The following is a 15,904-nucleotide window of genomic DNA, read 5'->3' as shown; positions in this document are numbered from 1 at the left end:
AAAAGATGCCCTTAGTAAGGTGTTATGTGATGTTTATCTATTACAAATAGTTTTATAAAAACAGAAATTACAAGTAGCTTTATCTTCACATTTTTCAAAATCTACACTTTTAGTTTTTAAATCTTGAAAAATCTCTCTTAACAAATCAAGTTTTTCATTTAAAGCTACCTCTTTTAAAAGTTTTGCACTATTTAAATCATAATAGTAACTTTGTATATCTGAGGTTTTATATATATTTTGTAAAGCAATATAGTAAAATTCAAGCTGAAAATCACTACTTTTTACATAATTTTTTAAAGTATCTACTTTTAAACTTGAAGAGGTTTTATAATCAATTACTAAAAAGTTTTCATTATCTTTATCAACCCTATCTATTACGCCTTTTATTTTAATATCTTGATAAGTTAGATTAAAAGGCATCTCTTTGTGTAAAATCTGAATTTTACTTACCCTTTGTTGCTCATTAATATAAAAATCTTTAATTCTTTTTTTCCAAACCTCTAATTCCAAAGTTAAAAAAGGATTTTTATTTGCATATTTAGTAAATAGTGCTTCTAATCGTTCAAAACTATCAAAAGATGATTCATAGTATTCATAAAGTATTTTATGGATTATATCGCCTAATTCATACCCTTTTGGTTTTAAAGTTATTTCATGTTCTTTTAATCTTAAAATATATTGTAAATAGAATTTTCTTTTACATTGTAAATATGTCTTTAAAGAAGTTGCAGACCATGTTAATTTTGATAAATCTATTTGTTTAACAATCTGTTTATCAAAATGTTTTAAACTATTTTTATTATATAAAATATGTTTATAAGAGTTATCTTGTAAACTTTGTTCAGCTTTTAACTCAAATAACTCACTTGCAAATCTACTAATTGTTGAACTATCATTTGATACATAACTTACATATAAATTCTTACAGTTTTGTATCAATCTTTTATAGTAATATTTTTGTAAATTTTCTCTATCTTTTAAAGTAGGAAGTTTTGCAAACTCTTTTACTTTTGTTGATAAAAACTTATCTTTTAGTGATGCTTTAGGAATATATGTTTCATTAAAATCACAAATAATCACAGTATCAAAATTTATTGCTCTACTTTCAAGTAGTCCCATAACAGTAATTTTTCCTGAATTAACATCATCTAAACTTATGCTACTTACTCTTTGAAGTAAAACTCTTATTAACTCTTTATAAAGTATTTCACTTTTATATGTAAAAAAAAGATTATTTAATTTATAAAAAAGTTCATTTAATTTTTCTTTTAGTTCTTTATTATTTTCCCATAAAATAAGGCATTCGCATATATACTCAAATCCTTCTTTTGTAATTTTTTTATTATAGTTATTATTAATAAACTCCATAAACTCTTTATTTATATCAAAAAAATTAATTGCATCACTATTTTTAAGATTTTTTTCACTAATATAACTACTAATTGTATACAATATTTTATACGTATAGCTATTTTTAACATCCAATCCCATAGCATAGTTAAAATAGCCTTCATCATCAAAAAGTCTTAATCTATTTGCAAAATTTTCGTCAGGAAGTATAAGTACAATATTCGAAGGTTCTATAGCTTTTTTTATTGACTCTGCAATTGCAGTTTTTATATATGCTATTTGTGTTACTCTTGATGCAAAACCTTTTATAGTAAAACTATCTAATTTTTTATCAAGTTTTTGTTTTTTTAGAATTTTTTTATTTGAAATATCTAAAGAGTAAAAAAAATCTTCTTCTAGTTTAAGATTAATATTTTCAAATATTTCATAAGATTTTTTATTATACTCATTTGTATAAAGATTTATTATAAGATTTGTATTTTTAGAAATTTGTCTAATTTTATCAAACTCTACTTTTGTAAAATAACCTTCAAAATTAAACTGTATATGTGAGAATTTATCTAAAAACTCTTTATTTAACTTACTATATTTATGTTCATTTACCCTATCAATATAGCCATTATTCTCTAATATTTGTTCATAATTATATTTTACCTTTTTTAAAACTTCCAAATGCTCTTCATAAAACTCATAAGTATCTACGTTTTTAATATCATTAATAGATACTTTTTCACTAGTAATCTCTGTGAAAAATCGAAAAATATAATCACTTTGCTTTAAAAATTGTGTAAAGTTAGACGAAATACCAAGATTTTTAAATTCATCAAATTTAATTGCCTCTTTTAAAAAAAGAAACTTTTGCTCTTCATCTATTAATTTTCTATTGTCAAAATAGAACGATTTTTTAAAAAACTCATCTGCAGTTAAAAAAAAAGGCAATAAGGAGTTATTTTGTTTATTGATTAAAATATACTCTCTTATTGCCCTTGAAGTAGGAAATACAATCAGTTCTTGTTTAGTTTGCATTTGTCTTTAAAAAGAAATAACCTTCTGTATTACCTTTTGTAAAAGTACCAATAACATTCCATTTCCCTTCTTTTGGAACCGTTACATTTGAAGTATAAGTACCATTTTCATAAGAAAAAGAGTCTGTTGTCAAATCAATTATTGTATTATTGTTTGTTGATTCAGTTACTCTAAGTTTTATTTTAAAATCTTTTAAACTGTTTTTATTTTTATCAGTAATTTTAATTTCTATATTATTAAGACCTTTTTTTAAAATATCTTTATGAATATTACTTTTTTCAATAACTCTTTGTGATAAAAATATATCTTTTGTTTCTAAATCAAACTCTTTATTATTGATTTTTATTTTAAAATTATATTTTGATAAAAATATATCATTTGACCTCATAATATCATTATAGTGCATATCAACATCTTGATACTTTTTAAAAAAAGTATCATCTTCATGTACAGGAACTTTTACAGCTGAGTATATTGTCCAAACAATCATTGATAAAGTAAAGCCAAATATTCCTACAAAAAACAGTGGCCAATAATTTCTTTTCATTACAATTCCTATTTTCTACTTTTTAATACAGCATAAATATATGCTAATAAACCAAGTACTATTAGCGTGTACATAAATACTCGCCAAATTGTTCCAGTAACTTTTCCAGAATTTCCTATACTTGACTGTAATTCTACACCCTTTTTTTCTGATATTGTATCTGCAATAGCTGCATATCCATTTAATACAGCTGCACTAACTTTTGCAAAAAGAGTGTTTTTATCTTTTGAAGCTAATAATGGTATTACATATTCATTTAATATCTCATTTTTATCTACAACTTCTTTTAATTGTGAAGATACAATTAAATTTACATGAGTATCTTCAACTGCCATTGTTAATACGACATATGGTTTTTTTAAAGCAGTTACTAACTCTTGTTCTTGATTTTTAATAAACTCAATTTTATCTTTTGTAGATGTTCCTTCTTTTAAACCTAAACTTTTTTTAGTGTATACATAAATATTTACACCAAGTTTTTGTCTAGACTCTTGACCTATTTCATTGATTTTATTGATTACTCTGCTATCAATTAATCCGTCATTACTAAGAATAAATTGTGAACTTGCGAAAAGATTTGATGATAATAGAAATGACAGTGCAAAAAGCACTGCCATTTTCATAAGTTTTAAAGTTTTCATCTATCCAACAAACACTCTAGTAGAATCAAAGAAAGATAAATACACAGAGTAAAATGCTGAAGCTAATAATAAAATTCCAATAATTTTGTCCATTGCTGTCCCCTTATTTCCCAACTAACTCATATTGTTTGTGATTCTCTTTACTATTAGCCTTAATAGCATTTAAATCTTGATTAATCTTGTAGAAGTTAGTTGCTTCATTTTGTTGTACTTTAATTGCACCATACGTTAATACACCTAAGATAGTAAGTAATAACACTGTAGCAATTAACATACCTGTAATTCCATGAAGAAGAGAAAACAGTCCTCTTTCATTTTCATTCATTTGAGAATTTCCAGCCATATTACTCTCCTAAACTTCTAATATAAGTTGCTAATGCTTTTTCTTGAGTAGGGTTTAATCTACCTTTAAAGCTTGGCATCATACCAATAGCGCCTTTTTTACCATTGTTAAGTACTGATGTAACTAAAGCATCAGTATATTCAACAATACTTGGACCAACATAAGCTATACCTTTTCCGTCAGCCCCATGACATCCAGCACAAACACCGTAAGCTGCTGGTTGTTCACCTTTAAATCCACCTGCAACATAAGAAGCTACTGCTTGTATATCAGCCTCTTCAGTTAACATCATAGGAGGCATACCACCTGGGTAATCAGATTTTAAGTTATTTGCACCATTTTTGATTACATACTCAACTGATTCTTTTGACATTCTATGAGTTAAGTTTTGAGCTTTACCACCAATACCCTCAGCATCTACACCGTGACAAGGTGCACATTGAACTAAGTATATTGACTCACCCATTGCTGTTAAAGTTTCTTCACTTGGATTTTCCCATTTTGAAGCAAACTTTTTATTGTACTCTAATGTCTCTTCATTCCATTGCCCAATTTGAGAGAATCCATTTGTAGGATACCCAACTGACCAATACCAAAACATCCAAACAATTGTACCTATAAAAGCAAGTCCCCATCCAGTAGGAATAGGGTTTTTATACTCACCAATACCATCCCAATTCTCTTCTGCTAATTCACCACTAGCAGTATCATTTTTAATTTGATTAATATACTTAAGTGCAACAAATACAGTAATTGTAATAATTGCTATTGCACCAAGCATCGTTAAACTATTGATATAATCATCACTATTAAAAGCATCACCCGCAACAATGTAAGTCCCTGCTATTAGAGCGATGATAAGAACAATTCCACCTATTACCATAGATTTCATTTGATACTCTCCTTCTCGTTTTTCTCTTTTTCTTTATTTCTTTCTTCAAGAGGATCAGACTTTATAGAATCATCATGAACAAGATCAGAGTATTTTTCAAAATTTCTTTCACCCTTTTTATCTCTTCTATATAAAGAAAAAGCATATGAGTAAAAAATAATAAATACAACAAGTATCAAAAAAAACTTCAAATAACCTTGAAGATTCACTAAAGTCTCGTAATCCATACTACCCTCTTATTTTAAAGAATTTAAATATGCAATTAATGCAACAATCTCAGGAACTTGACCGTTTGCTACGGCATCTTTTACTTTTTGGTTTTTCATATCAGCAGCAATAGCTTTTGCTTCTTCTTTAGCAGCAGCAATTGCACTTTCATAATCACCAAGTTTAACATCAACTTTTCCATCACCATCTAAATCTTGATCATATGGAGTGTTGAATACATTTTTAACAGTTAACGCTTCAGCATAAGCTGTATCTAAATCAGCAATATTCTCAAATTGATGAGTATAAGCTGGCATAATTGAACCAGGAACTACTGATTCTGGATCTAACATGTGGTTTTCATGCCAATCTGTTGTTCTATAGTTTCCAACTCTCATTAAGTCTGGCCCAGTTCTTTTTGAACCCCATAAGAATGGTCTATCATAAGCATACTCACCAGATAATGAATACATACCATATCTATCAGTTTCTGATTTAAATGGTCTAATTAATTGTGAGTGACAAGCATTACATGAATCTTTAATATAAACATGTCTACCTGCTAACTCTAACACTGTGTATGGTTTTGTACCAACAGTAGGTCTACTTTGTTTTGCAAAATCAGGAATCGCTTCAACAATACCTGCAAATGCAACAAAAATAAATACGAATACCGCGAAGAAAAACGGTCTTTGTTCTAACCAATGAAACATAATTTACCCCTTTTCCTAAGCTGCAACTGGTGAAGCATTTACTGGTTCTTTATCAAGTATTCTACCTGCAGTTGCAGTTTTATACATGTTATATGAGAACATAAAGAAACCAATTAGGTATAATAACCCACCAACAGCTCTAATTGTATAGTATGGTTGTAATACAGTTACTGTATCAATAAATGAGTAAACTAATGAACCGTACTCATCATAAGCTCTCCACATCATACCTTGAGTAATACCTGCAATCCACATAGAAGTAAAGTATAATACAATACCAGTAGTTTGTAACCAGAATTGAGTATCCATTAATGATTTAGAGTAGATTTCTCTTCCATACATTCTTGGTGCCATATGAAATAATGCTGCCATTACCATAAATACAACCCATCCTAATACACCATCATGAACGTGTCCAGGAATCCAATCTGTAAAGTGTGCAATTGCATTAACAGATTTAATTGACTGAATTGGTCCTTCAATAGTAGATAACATATAGAATGTTGAAGCTAAAATCATGAACTTAATTAATGTATTTGTTTGTAATTGTTGCCATTGTCCCTTCATAGTTAAAAGCATATTAATAGCAGAACCCCATGATGGTAAAATTAATACAACTGACATAATAGAACCCATTGTTTGCATCCAATCTGGAACAGTTGAATAAATCAAGTGGTGTCCACCAGCCCATAAGTATACAAATAATAGACCCCAGAATGCTAAAATAGATAACTTATAAGAGTAAACATTTTGTCCAGACTCTTTTGGTAAGAAATAATAAATCATAGCAATAATAGGAACTGTAAATACAAATGCAACAGCGTTGTGTCCATACCACCATTGTACAATAGCATCATTAGAACCAGAATACATAGAAACAGAGTGTAACCATGAACCATATCCACCAGAAGCTAAGTAAGTAGGTACTTCCATATTATTAAATAAGTATAACATTGCAATTGCAATAAATGAAGCAATAAAATACCAAATTGAGATATATAATGTTCTTTCTCTTCTAATTCCAATCAATCCGAAAATAGAGATTCCCCATAATACCCACCAAACAACCACTAAAATATCAAGTGGCCATTCTAACTCAGCATACTCTTTAGATGTTGTATAACCCATAAATAAAGTTACAACTGCTAAAAGAATAGTAATGAAATATAACACAAAGTGTAGCTTTGCAATTGCCATTAAAAATGGCGACTCTTTTAAAGATACCTTTAGAACTCTTTGTCCTATGTAGTACCACGTAGCAAAAATACCACTTAGTGTGAAACCAAATGCAACACCATTAGTATGTAATGGTCTTAATCTACTGAATGTACCATATTCCCCAGCTAAATGATTTAACTCAGGAAACGCTAATTGAAATGCTAAAACAACACCAATTACCATACCAATGATACCAAACAAAATTGTTGCAAATGTAAAGGCTTTTGCAACTGAGTAATCATACTCAATTCTTGCACCGTTTTGCATCAATCTCCTCCTACTAATTTTTTATATATCAAGTCACAGGTTTGTCACTTAAAAAAAATCTTAGCTAAAACTGAATAAAGTTAAGCTTAATAATTGATATATTTTTTTAAGGTTTCTTTAATTTATACAAAAAGAAATATTTTTGTAACTATTTAAAGTTTTTTAAAGCCTGTTGAGACTCTCTTTGCATAGTTTTTCTTTTTAAATCTTCTCTTTTATCATGAAGTTTCTTACCTTTAGCTGTAGCAATTAAAACTTTTACTATATTTTTAGAATTAAAATACATTTTTAGTGGCACTAATGTTACACCATCTTTTGTTACTTTTGTGTACATTTTGTCAATCTCTTTTTTATGTAATAAAAGTTTTCTGCTTCTTCTTTCATCTGGTCTATATGTGCTATGGGCTGTACTTAGATGTGAAATATGCATATTCAAAATAAAAACTTCGCCTTTTATTACTCTTACAAAGCTATCTTTTAAATTTGCTCTTCCTTCTCTTAAAGCTTTAACTTCACTACCTTCAAGCACAATTCCTGCTTCAAACTGTTCTAAAATAAAATAGTCATGAAAAGCTTTTTTATTTTTAAACTCTTGATTTTTACTCTTCTGTTTTGCCATTATTTAACCTTAAAAAATGAACTTCCACTACCACTAAAAAACCAATTTGTTTTTGCATACTCTTTTAGTTGTGGATATTGTGTTATTGCAGGAAGATATAAATCATTTGCTTCTTCAATTGTAAGCTTATTTAGAATATCTTTGCTACTCATAGATAATAATTCTTTACTTTTTTCTTTTGATATTTCATTATAAAAATCATCTCTAAAACAAGTAAAAATTTTACCTGTGTGACATTTTATATCTTTTGGTGTAACTACTTCAATATCTAAAGGCTCTTCTTTAAACTCATGAACAACTTCGCCAATACCTGTAACATTTGCACTATCATACTCATATACAAAAAAAGGTACGTCTGCTCCAATTTTTGCTGCAATTCTTGCAAGCTTATCTTTTTTATAATATAAATTAAAATGTTTATTTGCCAAAATTAGAAAAGCTGCTGCATTTGAACTACCTCCACCAAGTCCTGCGAACTCTGGAATATTTTTTTCAACTTTAATACTATAAACTCTAAAAAAAGCATCAATTTTTGGGCAATATTTTCTTAATTGTAAAAATGCTTTATATATAGAGTTATCTTCTAATTTACACCCAAAATCCCCTATAAGGTTAAACTCATTTGTTTCATTTTTAGGAATAAAACTAATAGTATCATATAAAGATTTGACTCTTACGAATCGTGATACTATCTCATGATAATCTTCCCTTTTTCCTGCAATTTTTAGAAAAATATTTACCTTTGCATAAGATTTAATACTTACTTGCATTTATCTTCTTACCTTATTTAATATATATGATACTTCCATATTTGAAATTTCGATTATACTAAAAAACTCTTCAAATAAAATGAGATATTTCCCATCATCTTTTTTTTCTAAATACTCTATTGATATTTTTTTACCATCATCTAAACACTTTTTTGTTCCAGTGTATGTATTAACTTCCAAATCCAAATATTCAATTGGGTCTAACTCTTTTTGATTATCAAAAAAGAATTTTCCTTCATTTAATCTTTGAAGATAAGATAAAGTGCCTTTAACACCAAGTTCTTTAGCAATTATTTGTCCTAAACTTCTAATATATGAACCTTCACTAACACTTGCTTCAAATGTAATAAAAGGATGCATATAAGAGATAAGTTTAATATTACTTATTTTCATTGTTTGTTTTTTTAAACTTACTTCTTCACCTGCTCTTGCAAGTTCATAAGCTCTTTTACCATTTATCTTTTTTGCACAATATTTAGGAGGAAGATACTCTATTTCTTTTTTTAAACTTTGTATTACTTTTTCTATTTGCTCATACTTCAAAACTTTTTCATCTTTAATATCAATAATATTTTCTATATCTTCAGAATAAGAAGTAGCACCAAGCCATAATACAGCTTTATAAGTTTTAGGTGTTTTTTTAAAGTACTTAAAAAGTTTTGTATATTGACCAAAAGCAACAATCAAACATCCACAAGCAAAAGGGTCAAGTGTACCACTAAAACCTGCTTTTTTATTTCTATATGCTCTTTTGATTCTATTTAAGTATGAATTTGAGCTAACATACATAGGTTTATTTACAACCAATAATTTATTTAATGGTTCTTTTTCATAAAATCTTTTCTGCATTTATTTTCCACTTATTAATTTTTCATTTTATTTAAACTAATTAATAGTCTAAATTTTTTCTACAAAAGAGGATAATATATCTCGTCTTTGTCCACTAAAATTAATAGTTAGTTTATAATCTTTTCCAGCTTTTACAGCTTTTTGAACTCTTCCCATGCCAAAGATTTTATGTTTTACTAAATCTCCTTTTTTATACGCAGAGTTTTTCTCAATAGTTAAACACCCTTTTATTAGTCCACTTTCACTTAAAAATCTACTTTTTGTAAGACTTGTTCTTTTCCCTTTATAAAACCTTGAATGAACAAAAGATAAAGTCAAGTTATCCATAGCTCTTGTAATAGCTACATAACCAAGTCTTCTCTCTTCTTCTATATCACTTCCATCTCCTGTAATAGGGAAAAATCCTTCTTCAAGCCCAATAATAAACAGATGTTTATACTCCAAACCTTTTGAAGCATGAATACTCATCATAGAAACCATCTCTTCACTAAACTCACTATTTTCAGACTCTAAAGCAATCTCATTTAAAAAATCTTCTAATCCTAAATGTGGATTTTGAATAAAATAGTCCCTAATATATCCATAAAATTCATCAATATTTGCTTGTCTATCAAAACCATCAGGAGCATTATCATAAGAGCTTCTATAATCAAAAGTATCTTCAAATGAGTCTAAAAATCTCATCTTTGACTCTTCTAATGTATCTTTCAAATCCATAACTGAGGCCATAAACACTTTTAGTGTTCTTGAGTTCTTTTTTCCTACTACTTTTGCTAACTCTTCTGGTTCTAGCTCCTCTAAAAGTTGAAAAATTGGCTTTTTACTCTGAGCTGATTTTGCATCAAGTTTTTCAATTGTTGTCTTTCCAATTCCTCTTTTAGGTTTATTTATAATTCTTTTTAAAGAGAAGTTATCATTGTTGTTTGTAAGTATTCTAAAATAAGCAATTAAGTCTTTAATTTCTGCTCTTTCATAGAACTTCATTCCACCAACTAATTTATATGCAATTCCAGCTTTATTAAAACCTTCTTCCAATGACCTTGATAAAGCATTAACTCTAAATAGTATTGCAATATCACTTGCTTTTTCACCGCTTAAAACAAGTTTTTTAATGTCATCAACTAATTTTCTAGTCTCTTCATTTTCATCGTGTGATTCATAAACTTTTACACTATTTCCCTTTGCTCTTGTTCCTACTAATTTTTTACCAAGCCTATCACGATTATGCTCAATTAATTGGTTTGCATGGTCTAATATTGTGTTTGTTGACCTATAATTTTCTTCTAGCTTTACTACTGTTGTATTTTCAAAATGTTCTGTAAAATTTAATATATTTTTTATTGTTGCACCACGCCAACCATAAATAGACTGGTCATCATCACCAACTACACAAAGATTGTTGTGTGTACAACAAAGTTTTCTTAATAGTTTATATTGCAACTCATTTGTATCTTGGTACTCATCTACCATAATATAATTATATTTTTGACTCAGCTCTTTTGCAAGTTTTTCATTATTACATAAAATTTTATAAGGTAATAAAAGTAAATCGTCAAAATCAACAAGATTATTTTTTTCTAAATAGTTCTCATACTTTTCATATACATCTGCTACTTCTTGATAGAGTTTTAATTGCGCAGCTGCTTTTGCTTCACTAGGAGTTAAAATTGAGTTTTTATATTTTGAAATCTCACTTGTAACTAGTGGAAGAGGCAACTCTTTATCAATTGATTTTAATATTCTTTTTTTGTCATCAGTATCAATAATTATAAAGTTGTTTTTCCTGCCTAACTCATTCATATAAAACTTTAATAAAAGCAATCCAAATTTATGAAAAGTACAAAGCAAAGGTGGTGTTTGTACCATTGATGGATCAATAAGCGAATAAGCCCTTTCTCTCATCTCTGTTGCTGCTTTATTTGTAAAAGTCAGTGTTAATATTGAAGCTGGGTCTATTCCTATTGAAATAAGATATGCTAATCTTGTGGTAATAGTTTTTGTTTTACCAGAACCAGCACCTGCTAAAATAAGTAATGCACCATCTATATGCTGGGCTGCATTTTTTTGTGAATCATTTAATGATAATAAAAAGTTGTCCGACATTTCTTCTCCAATAATCAAAGATTATACCATAAATTATTTAAATTAACTTTTTACTTAATTTATTTATTTATAAACAAATGTTATTATTATCATAAAGAATAATAAAGGTAGAAAATAATGCTAACAGATTTTGCAAAAATAGAAACATTTTTAACTGTTGTAAGGGAAAAATCTTTCTCAAAAGCTTCAGCAAAACTTGGTATTTCTCAACCTGCAGTTACACAGCAAATGAAGTATATTGAAGACTATCTTGATGTACAAATCGTAGATAGAAAGAAAAATGGTATTAGACTTACAAAAGAGGGTCAAATGCTTTACTCAATTGGTCAAAAAATAGAAAGGTGTGTAAACAATGCAGAAAAAGAGTTACTAAAGATTATGAATAAAGATGTAACTTTTGTATTTGGTGCTTCATTTATAATTGGAAACTATATATTACCAAGATTTTTAAATAATCTAAAAGAGAATATCAATAATGATGTTTCAATCAATGTTTCTGTATCTCATAAAGCAATTGAAGATTTACTTGATAAAAAGATTGATATGGCTTTAGTTGAAAACTATATTCCAGATGACAATATAATTTATAGAGAGTGGATGGAAGATGAGATAGTAATATTCTCAAATCAACCATTACCTGCAAAAGCAAAAGCAAAAGATTTGTTATCGTATAGATGGGTATGTAGAAATCCAGACTCTCATACAAGATTAATTTTTAAAGAGTCTTTAGATAAAGCAAATTATCCAGATTGTGATACATTTAATGTAACAAGTGAAGTAACAAGTGCAACAACTATTGTACAAACAGTTTTACACTCAAATAAAGATGATGTACCAACAGTTTCAGTTGTGTCAAGAAATGCTATTGAATCACTTCTTAAAGCAGGTGCTTTATATGAATCAAGAATTGGTAATCAAAAAATGGTTAGAAAACTATATATTGCCCATAGAAAAGATAGAAAACATGATGCTTTTATTGAAAATGTAGTTGACTATCTACTTAAGATAAAATAAGCTTAGGAAACTTTTCCTAGCTTAATATACAAAACCTTCTTTTAACAAAGCTTCTCTTATTTTAAACATTTGTTGATGTTTGTTTTTACACCATGAAGGAGATAATAGTGTATTATCATCAATTCCTGCAGTTACTCTTTGAATTGAGATATTTTCTGGTAATTTTTTTATTGATTTTACAACAGTATCAATATACAAATCTTCACTTATTGGCGTAAATTTTCCATTTCTAAACTTTGCAGTTAATAAAGTATTTTTAACTACATAAAGAGGATGGAATTTAATAGAATCAACATCTAATTTAACAGTTTGCTCTAAAGTATCAAGCATCATCTCTTGTGTTTCTCCAGGAAGGCCATAGATTAGATGACCACAAACATTTAAACCTCTTGATTTTGTTTTTTTTATCCAATATCTCATATTTTCACTTGAGTCACCTCTATTTATCTCTTCTAAAGTTTCATCATAAAAAGATTGAATTCCATACTCAATCCAAATCTCTTTTTTCTTTGATAACTCTACTAAATAGTCTAAAATCTCATCGGTCATACAATCTGTTCTAGTACCTATTGAAAGCCCAACAACATTCTCATAACTTAAAGCTTTAGAGTATAAAGCTTTTAAAGTATCTAATGGTGCATAAGTATTTGTAAAAGATTGGAAATAAACAATAAATTTCTTGGCATTAAACTTATTTTCCAATCTTTGCTTTGTAGCATTAAACTGCATATCAAGTTGTTTTAATTGATTATTTAAATATGGGTTTTTTTCAACTTTTGGATTTAATTTGAACTTTGGTTTATTCTCTTGTAAATTTGGAGAAAAAGAGTCATTCTCACAAAAAGAACAACCCCCTCTTGCTACTGTTCCATCAATATTTGGACATGTAAATCCAGATATTGAAATTGGCACTTTATAAATTGTTTCTCCAAACTTTTGTCTAAAATATCTTCCTATTGTTAATACTTCTTTTAAATTACTCATTATTTTGTTACGAAATAGTCTCCATCAAAACTTTCAAGTGCATAGTTTCTATCAGCTCCTATAGAGTTTTTTAAGTCCTCAATTGAAAGATATTCTAATGAATCTGCTTGAATATATTCACAAATTTCATCTTTTGTCATCTTATGAGAGATTAACTCTTCTTGGTTTGGTGTATCAATTCCATAATAACAAGGAAATTTAATCTCTGGACTTGCAACTCTAAAGTGAACCTCTTTTGCTCCTGCATCTTTTAGCATTTTTACAATTCTTTTAGATGTAGTTCCTCTTACTATTGAATCATCAATTACTAATAGTGATTTACCTTTAATTAATGAATTCATAGGAGAAAGCTTCATTCTAACCTTTAAATTTCTCATCTCTTGAGTTGGTTCAATAAATGTTCTACCAACATAATGATTTCTAATAATTCCATATTTAAATGGAATTTTGCTCTCTTCTGCATAACCTAATGCAGCTGGAACACCAGAGTCTGGTACAGGAACAACCATATCAACTTTAAAATCTCTATTTAAATCATTTTTAGCAAGTGTTCTTCCCATATTTTCTCTAGTTTTATACACATTTTTACCATCTATTTCTGAATCTGGCCTTGCAAAATAAACATACTCAAAAGCACAAGGTCTAAACTCAGGTTCAAAAAGTTGAATTGATTCTGGTTCATCATGACCTTCTGCAAAAACTAACATCTCTCCTGGTCTAACATCCCTAATAAATTCAGCATCTACTAAATCAAAAGCACAAGTTTCACTTGCAATAATATATCCACCAGATTTTATCTTACCTAAAGATAAAGGTCTAATTCCATATCTATCTCTAATTACAAACTGTTTTGACCTTGATTGAACAATAAAACAGTATGCACCAATAGTTTTATTTAATGCCTCTTTTATTCTATCTCTTAATCTGTCTTTACTACTTTTTGCAATTAAGTGAATTAAATTCTCTGTATCCATTCCAGTTTGAAAAATTGCACCATTATTTGTCAACTCTTCTCTTACTTCATCTTTATTGATTAAGTTACCATTATGAACAATTGACATCTCACCTAATTTGTATTTTGCAAATACAGGTTGAGCATCTAAAATAGAATCACCTCCAGCAGTTGAGTACCTGTTGTGTCCTATTGCCATATTCCCTTTTAATACTCTTAAAGCATCATCATCAAATACTTCAGATACTAAACCTCTATTTTTAATTGTATGAATTTTTCCATTATTTGAAGAAGATATTCCTGTTGCTTCTTGACCTCTATGTTGCATTGCAAAAAGAGCTATTGAAGCAAGTCTTGCAGCATTATCATTACCGTAAATTCCAACTATTGCACACATTTATTTAACCTTATATAGAAGAGAAAAGTGAACTTGATGCGCTATAAAATTTCTTTTCTCTTCTTGTTTTGAATTTTAATTTTTTGATTTTATAGACCTAAAGCGTCATTGATTGAGTATAAACTTGGCTCTTTATTTACAAGCCATTTTGCAACTTTTATTGCCCCTTTTGAAAAAGTATTTCTTGCAGTTGCAGTATGATGTAATTCGATAAATTCACCATCATTATAAAGTCCTACAGTATGTCGTCCAACTATATCTCCACCTCTTAAACTCATAACTCCAATTTCATCTTTTGTTCTAGCTCCAATATCTCCATCTCTTCCTGAAACTCTAACACTATCTAAATCTAAATCTCTTGCACGTGCAGCATGCTCTGCTAAAGTTAATGCTGTCCCAGATGGAGAATCCACTTTATACCTATGGTGTTGTTCAACAATCTCTATATCAAAATCACTTAATGTTTTTGAAGCTAAAGAAACCAATTTATTTAAAACAGCAACACCTAAACTCATATTTGTAGAGTATAAAATTGGAACTAATTTACTAGCTTCAACCAATAGGTTTTGTTGATGTTTAGAAAAACCTGTTGTTGCAATAACTAAAGGTTTTCTAACACCATTTTCTACTACTTGAGTTAATAACTCTTCAGTTGCCACTGGTGCAGAAAAATCAATTATTACATCAACACTTTCCATTAAAGTTTTCATATCATTTGTTACAACTACATCACTTGGAACATCTTTTTCTAATTTATCAAATACATGAACACCTGCAAGTTTTGCTTCACTATCATTTTTCAAATCATCAATTAATAGTGTTCCAACTCTTCCCGTACTTCCAACAATACCTACTTTTAACATTTTTCCCCTCTTATCCTAAAAACTCAATAATATCAACAGCAGCAGTAGCACCATCACCAGCAGCACAAACCACCTGTTTAGCAGCATCAATTCTAACATCACCAGCAGCATAAAGACCAGGTAAAGAAGTTCTCATTTTTAAATCAACA

At 28.5% G+C, this 15,904-nt stretch carries 16 protein-coding genes and 1 pseudogene; 1 reads left to right on the top strand and 16 read right to left on the bottom strand.

Going from position 1 to position 15,904, the window contains the following annotated elements; translation table 11 throughout:
* Nucleotides 1-33: 33 nt before the first annotated feature.
* From CP960_RS05045 to CP960_RS04990, 12 genes are all read right to left on the bottom strand, one after another.
* Nucleotides 34-2,376, bottom strand: a complete 2,343-nt coding sequence (locus tag CP960_RS05045) for a PD-(D/E)XK nuclease family protein (RefSeq protein WP_101184325.1) — start codon at nucleotides 2,374-2,376, stop codon at nucleotides 34-36.
* The gene (locus tag CP960_RS05040; protein WP_101184324.1) at nucleotides 2,366-2,923 is read right to left on the bottom strand and encodes a FixH family protein; all 558 of its coding nucleotides are present in this window, start codon (nucleotides 2,921-2,923) and stop codon (nucleotides 2,366-2,368) included. The genes CP960_RS05045 and CP960_RS05040 overlap by 11 nt, the downstream gene beginning before the upstream one ends.
* An 8-nt stretch (nucleotides 2,924-2,931) precedes the next feature.
* Nucleotides 2,932-3,564, bottom strand: coding sequence for a hypothetical protein (locus CP960_RS05035; RefSeq protein ID WP_101184323.1), 633 nt, complete (start codon nucleotides 3,562-3,564; stop codon nucleotides 2,932-2,934).
* A gap of 103 nt (nucleotides 3,565-3,667) precedes the next feature.
* Nucleotides 3,668-3,907, bottom strand: a complete 240-nt coding sequence (locus tag CP960_RS05030) for a DUF4006 family protein (RefSeq protein ID WP_101184322.1) — start codon at nucleotides 3,905-3,907, stop codon at nucleotides 3,668-3,670.
* A 1-nt stretch (nucleotide 3,908) separates the two neighbouring features.
* The gene (locus CP960_RS05025; protein WP_101184321.1) at nucleotides 3,909-4,799 is read right to left on the bottom strand and encodes a c-type cytochrome; all 891 of its coding nucleotides are present in this window, start codon (nucleotides 4,797-4,799) and stop codon (nucleotides 3,909-3,911) included.
* Nucleotides 4,796-5,026, bottom strand: a complete 231-nt coding sequence (locus CP960_RS05020) for a CcoQ/FixQ family Cbb3-type cytochrome c oxidase assembly chaperone (RefSeq protein WP_101184320.1) — start codon at nucleotides 5,024-5,026, stop codon at nucleotides 4,796-4,798. Before CP960_RS05020 ends, CP960_RS05025 begins: the two co-directional genes overlap by 4 nt.
* Nucleotides 5,027-5,035: 9 nt before the next feature.
* Complete coding sequence (ccoO, locus tag CP960_RS05015) at nucleotides 5,036-5,719, bottom strand: cytochrome-c oxidase, cbb3-type subunit II (protein ID WP_101184319.1); 684 nt, start codon at nucleotides 5,717-5,719, stop codon at nucleotides 5,036-5,038.
* Nucleotides 5,720-5,734: 15 nt separating this feature from the next.
* Complete coding sequence (gene ccoN, locus CP960_RS05010) at nucleotides 5,735-7,204, bottom strand: cytochrome-c oxidase, cbb3-type subunit I (RefSeq protein WP_101184318.1); 1,470 nt, start codon at nucleotides 7,202-7,204, stop codon at nucleotides 5,735-5,737.
* A gap of 148 nt (nucleotides 7,205-7,352) precedes the next feature.
* Complete coding sequence (smpB, locus tag CP960_RS05005; RefSeq protein ID WP_101184317.1) at nucleotides 7,353-7,823, bottom strand: SsrA-binding protein SmpB; 471 nt, start codon at nucleotides 7,821-7,823, stop codon at nucleotides 7,353-7,355.
* The gene (locus CP960_RS05000) at nucleotides 7,823-8,593 is read right to left on the bottom strand and encodes a 4-(cytidine 5'-diphospho)-2-C-methyl-D-erythritol kinase (RefSeq protein ID WP_101184316.1); all 771 of its coding nucleotides are present in this window, start codon (nucleotides 8,591-8,593) and stop codon (nucleotides 7,823-7,825) included. Before CP960_RS05000 ends, smpB begins: the two co-directional genes overlap by 1 nt.
* Nucleotides 8,594-9,442 carry a tRNA pseudouridine(55) synthase TruB gene (gene truB, locus CP960_RS04995; protein WP_101184315.1) on the bottom strand — a complete coding sequence of 283 codons (849 nt, stop codon included), beginning with the start codon at nucleotides 9,440-9,442 and terminating at the stop codon, nucleotides 8,594-8,596.
* A 48-nt stretch (nucleotides 9,443-9,490) separates the two neighbouring features.
* Nucleotides 9,491-11,545 (bottom strand): ATP-dependent helicase, encoded by a 2,055-nt coding sequence (locus CP960_RS04990; protein WP_101184388.1) that lies wholly within the window; start codon nucleotides 11,543-11,545, stop codon nucleotides 9,491-9,493.
* 117 nt (nucleotides 11,546-11,662) lie between these two features.
* Here CP960_RS04990 and CP960_RS04985 point away from each other — a divergent pair, with 117 nt between their 5' ends.
* Nucleotides 11,663-12,559, top strand: a complete 897-nt coding sequence (locus CP960_RS04985; RefSeq protein WP_101184314.1) for a LysR family transcriptional regulator — start codon at nucleotides 11,663-11,665, stop codon at nucleotides 12,557-12,559.
* Between the two features lie 21 nt (nucleotides 12,560-12,580).
* Here CP960_RS04985 and CP960_RS04980 read toward each other — a convergent pair whose 3' ends face one another.
* From CP960_RS04980 to CP960_RS04965, 4 genes and pseudogenes are all read right to left on the bottom strand, one after another.
* On the bottom strand, nucleotides 12,581-13,543 hold the full coding sequence (locus CP960_RS04980; RefSeq protein ID WP_101184313.1) for a TIGR01212 family radical SAM protein: 963 nt from the start codon (nucleotides 13,541-13,543) through the stop codon (nucleotides 12,581-12,583).
* Complete coding sequence (gene purF, locus CP960_RS04975) at nucleotides 13,543-14,892, bottom strand: amidophosphoribosyltransferase (protein WP_101184312.1); 1,350 nt, start codon at nucleotides 14,890-14,892, stop codon at nucleotides 13,543-13,545. Before purF ends, CP960_RS04980 begins: the two co-directional genes overlap by 1 nt.
* An 89-nt stretch (nucleotides 14,893-14,981) precedes the next feature.
* Entirely contained in the window at nucleotides 14,982-15,755 is a 774-nt protein-coding gene (dapB, locus tag CP960_RS04970; protein ID WP_101184311.1) for a 4-hydroxy-tetrahydrodipicolinate reductase, read from the bottom strand.
* 10 nt (nucleotides 15,756-15,765) lie between these two features.
* Nucleotides 15,766-15,904: pseudogene (locus CP960_RS04965) on the bottom strand (thioredoxin-disulfide reductase); the annotation flags it as partial.

It is taken from the genome of Malaciobacter halophilus (assembly GCF_002837275.1).
Lineage (GTDB): Bacteria > Campylobacterota > Campylobacteria > Campylobacterales > Arcobacteraceae > Malaciobacter > Malaciobacter halophilus.
This window is presented reverse-complemented; position numbering and strand designations above follow the sequence as displayed.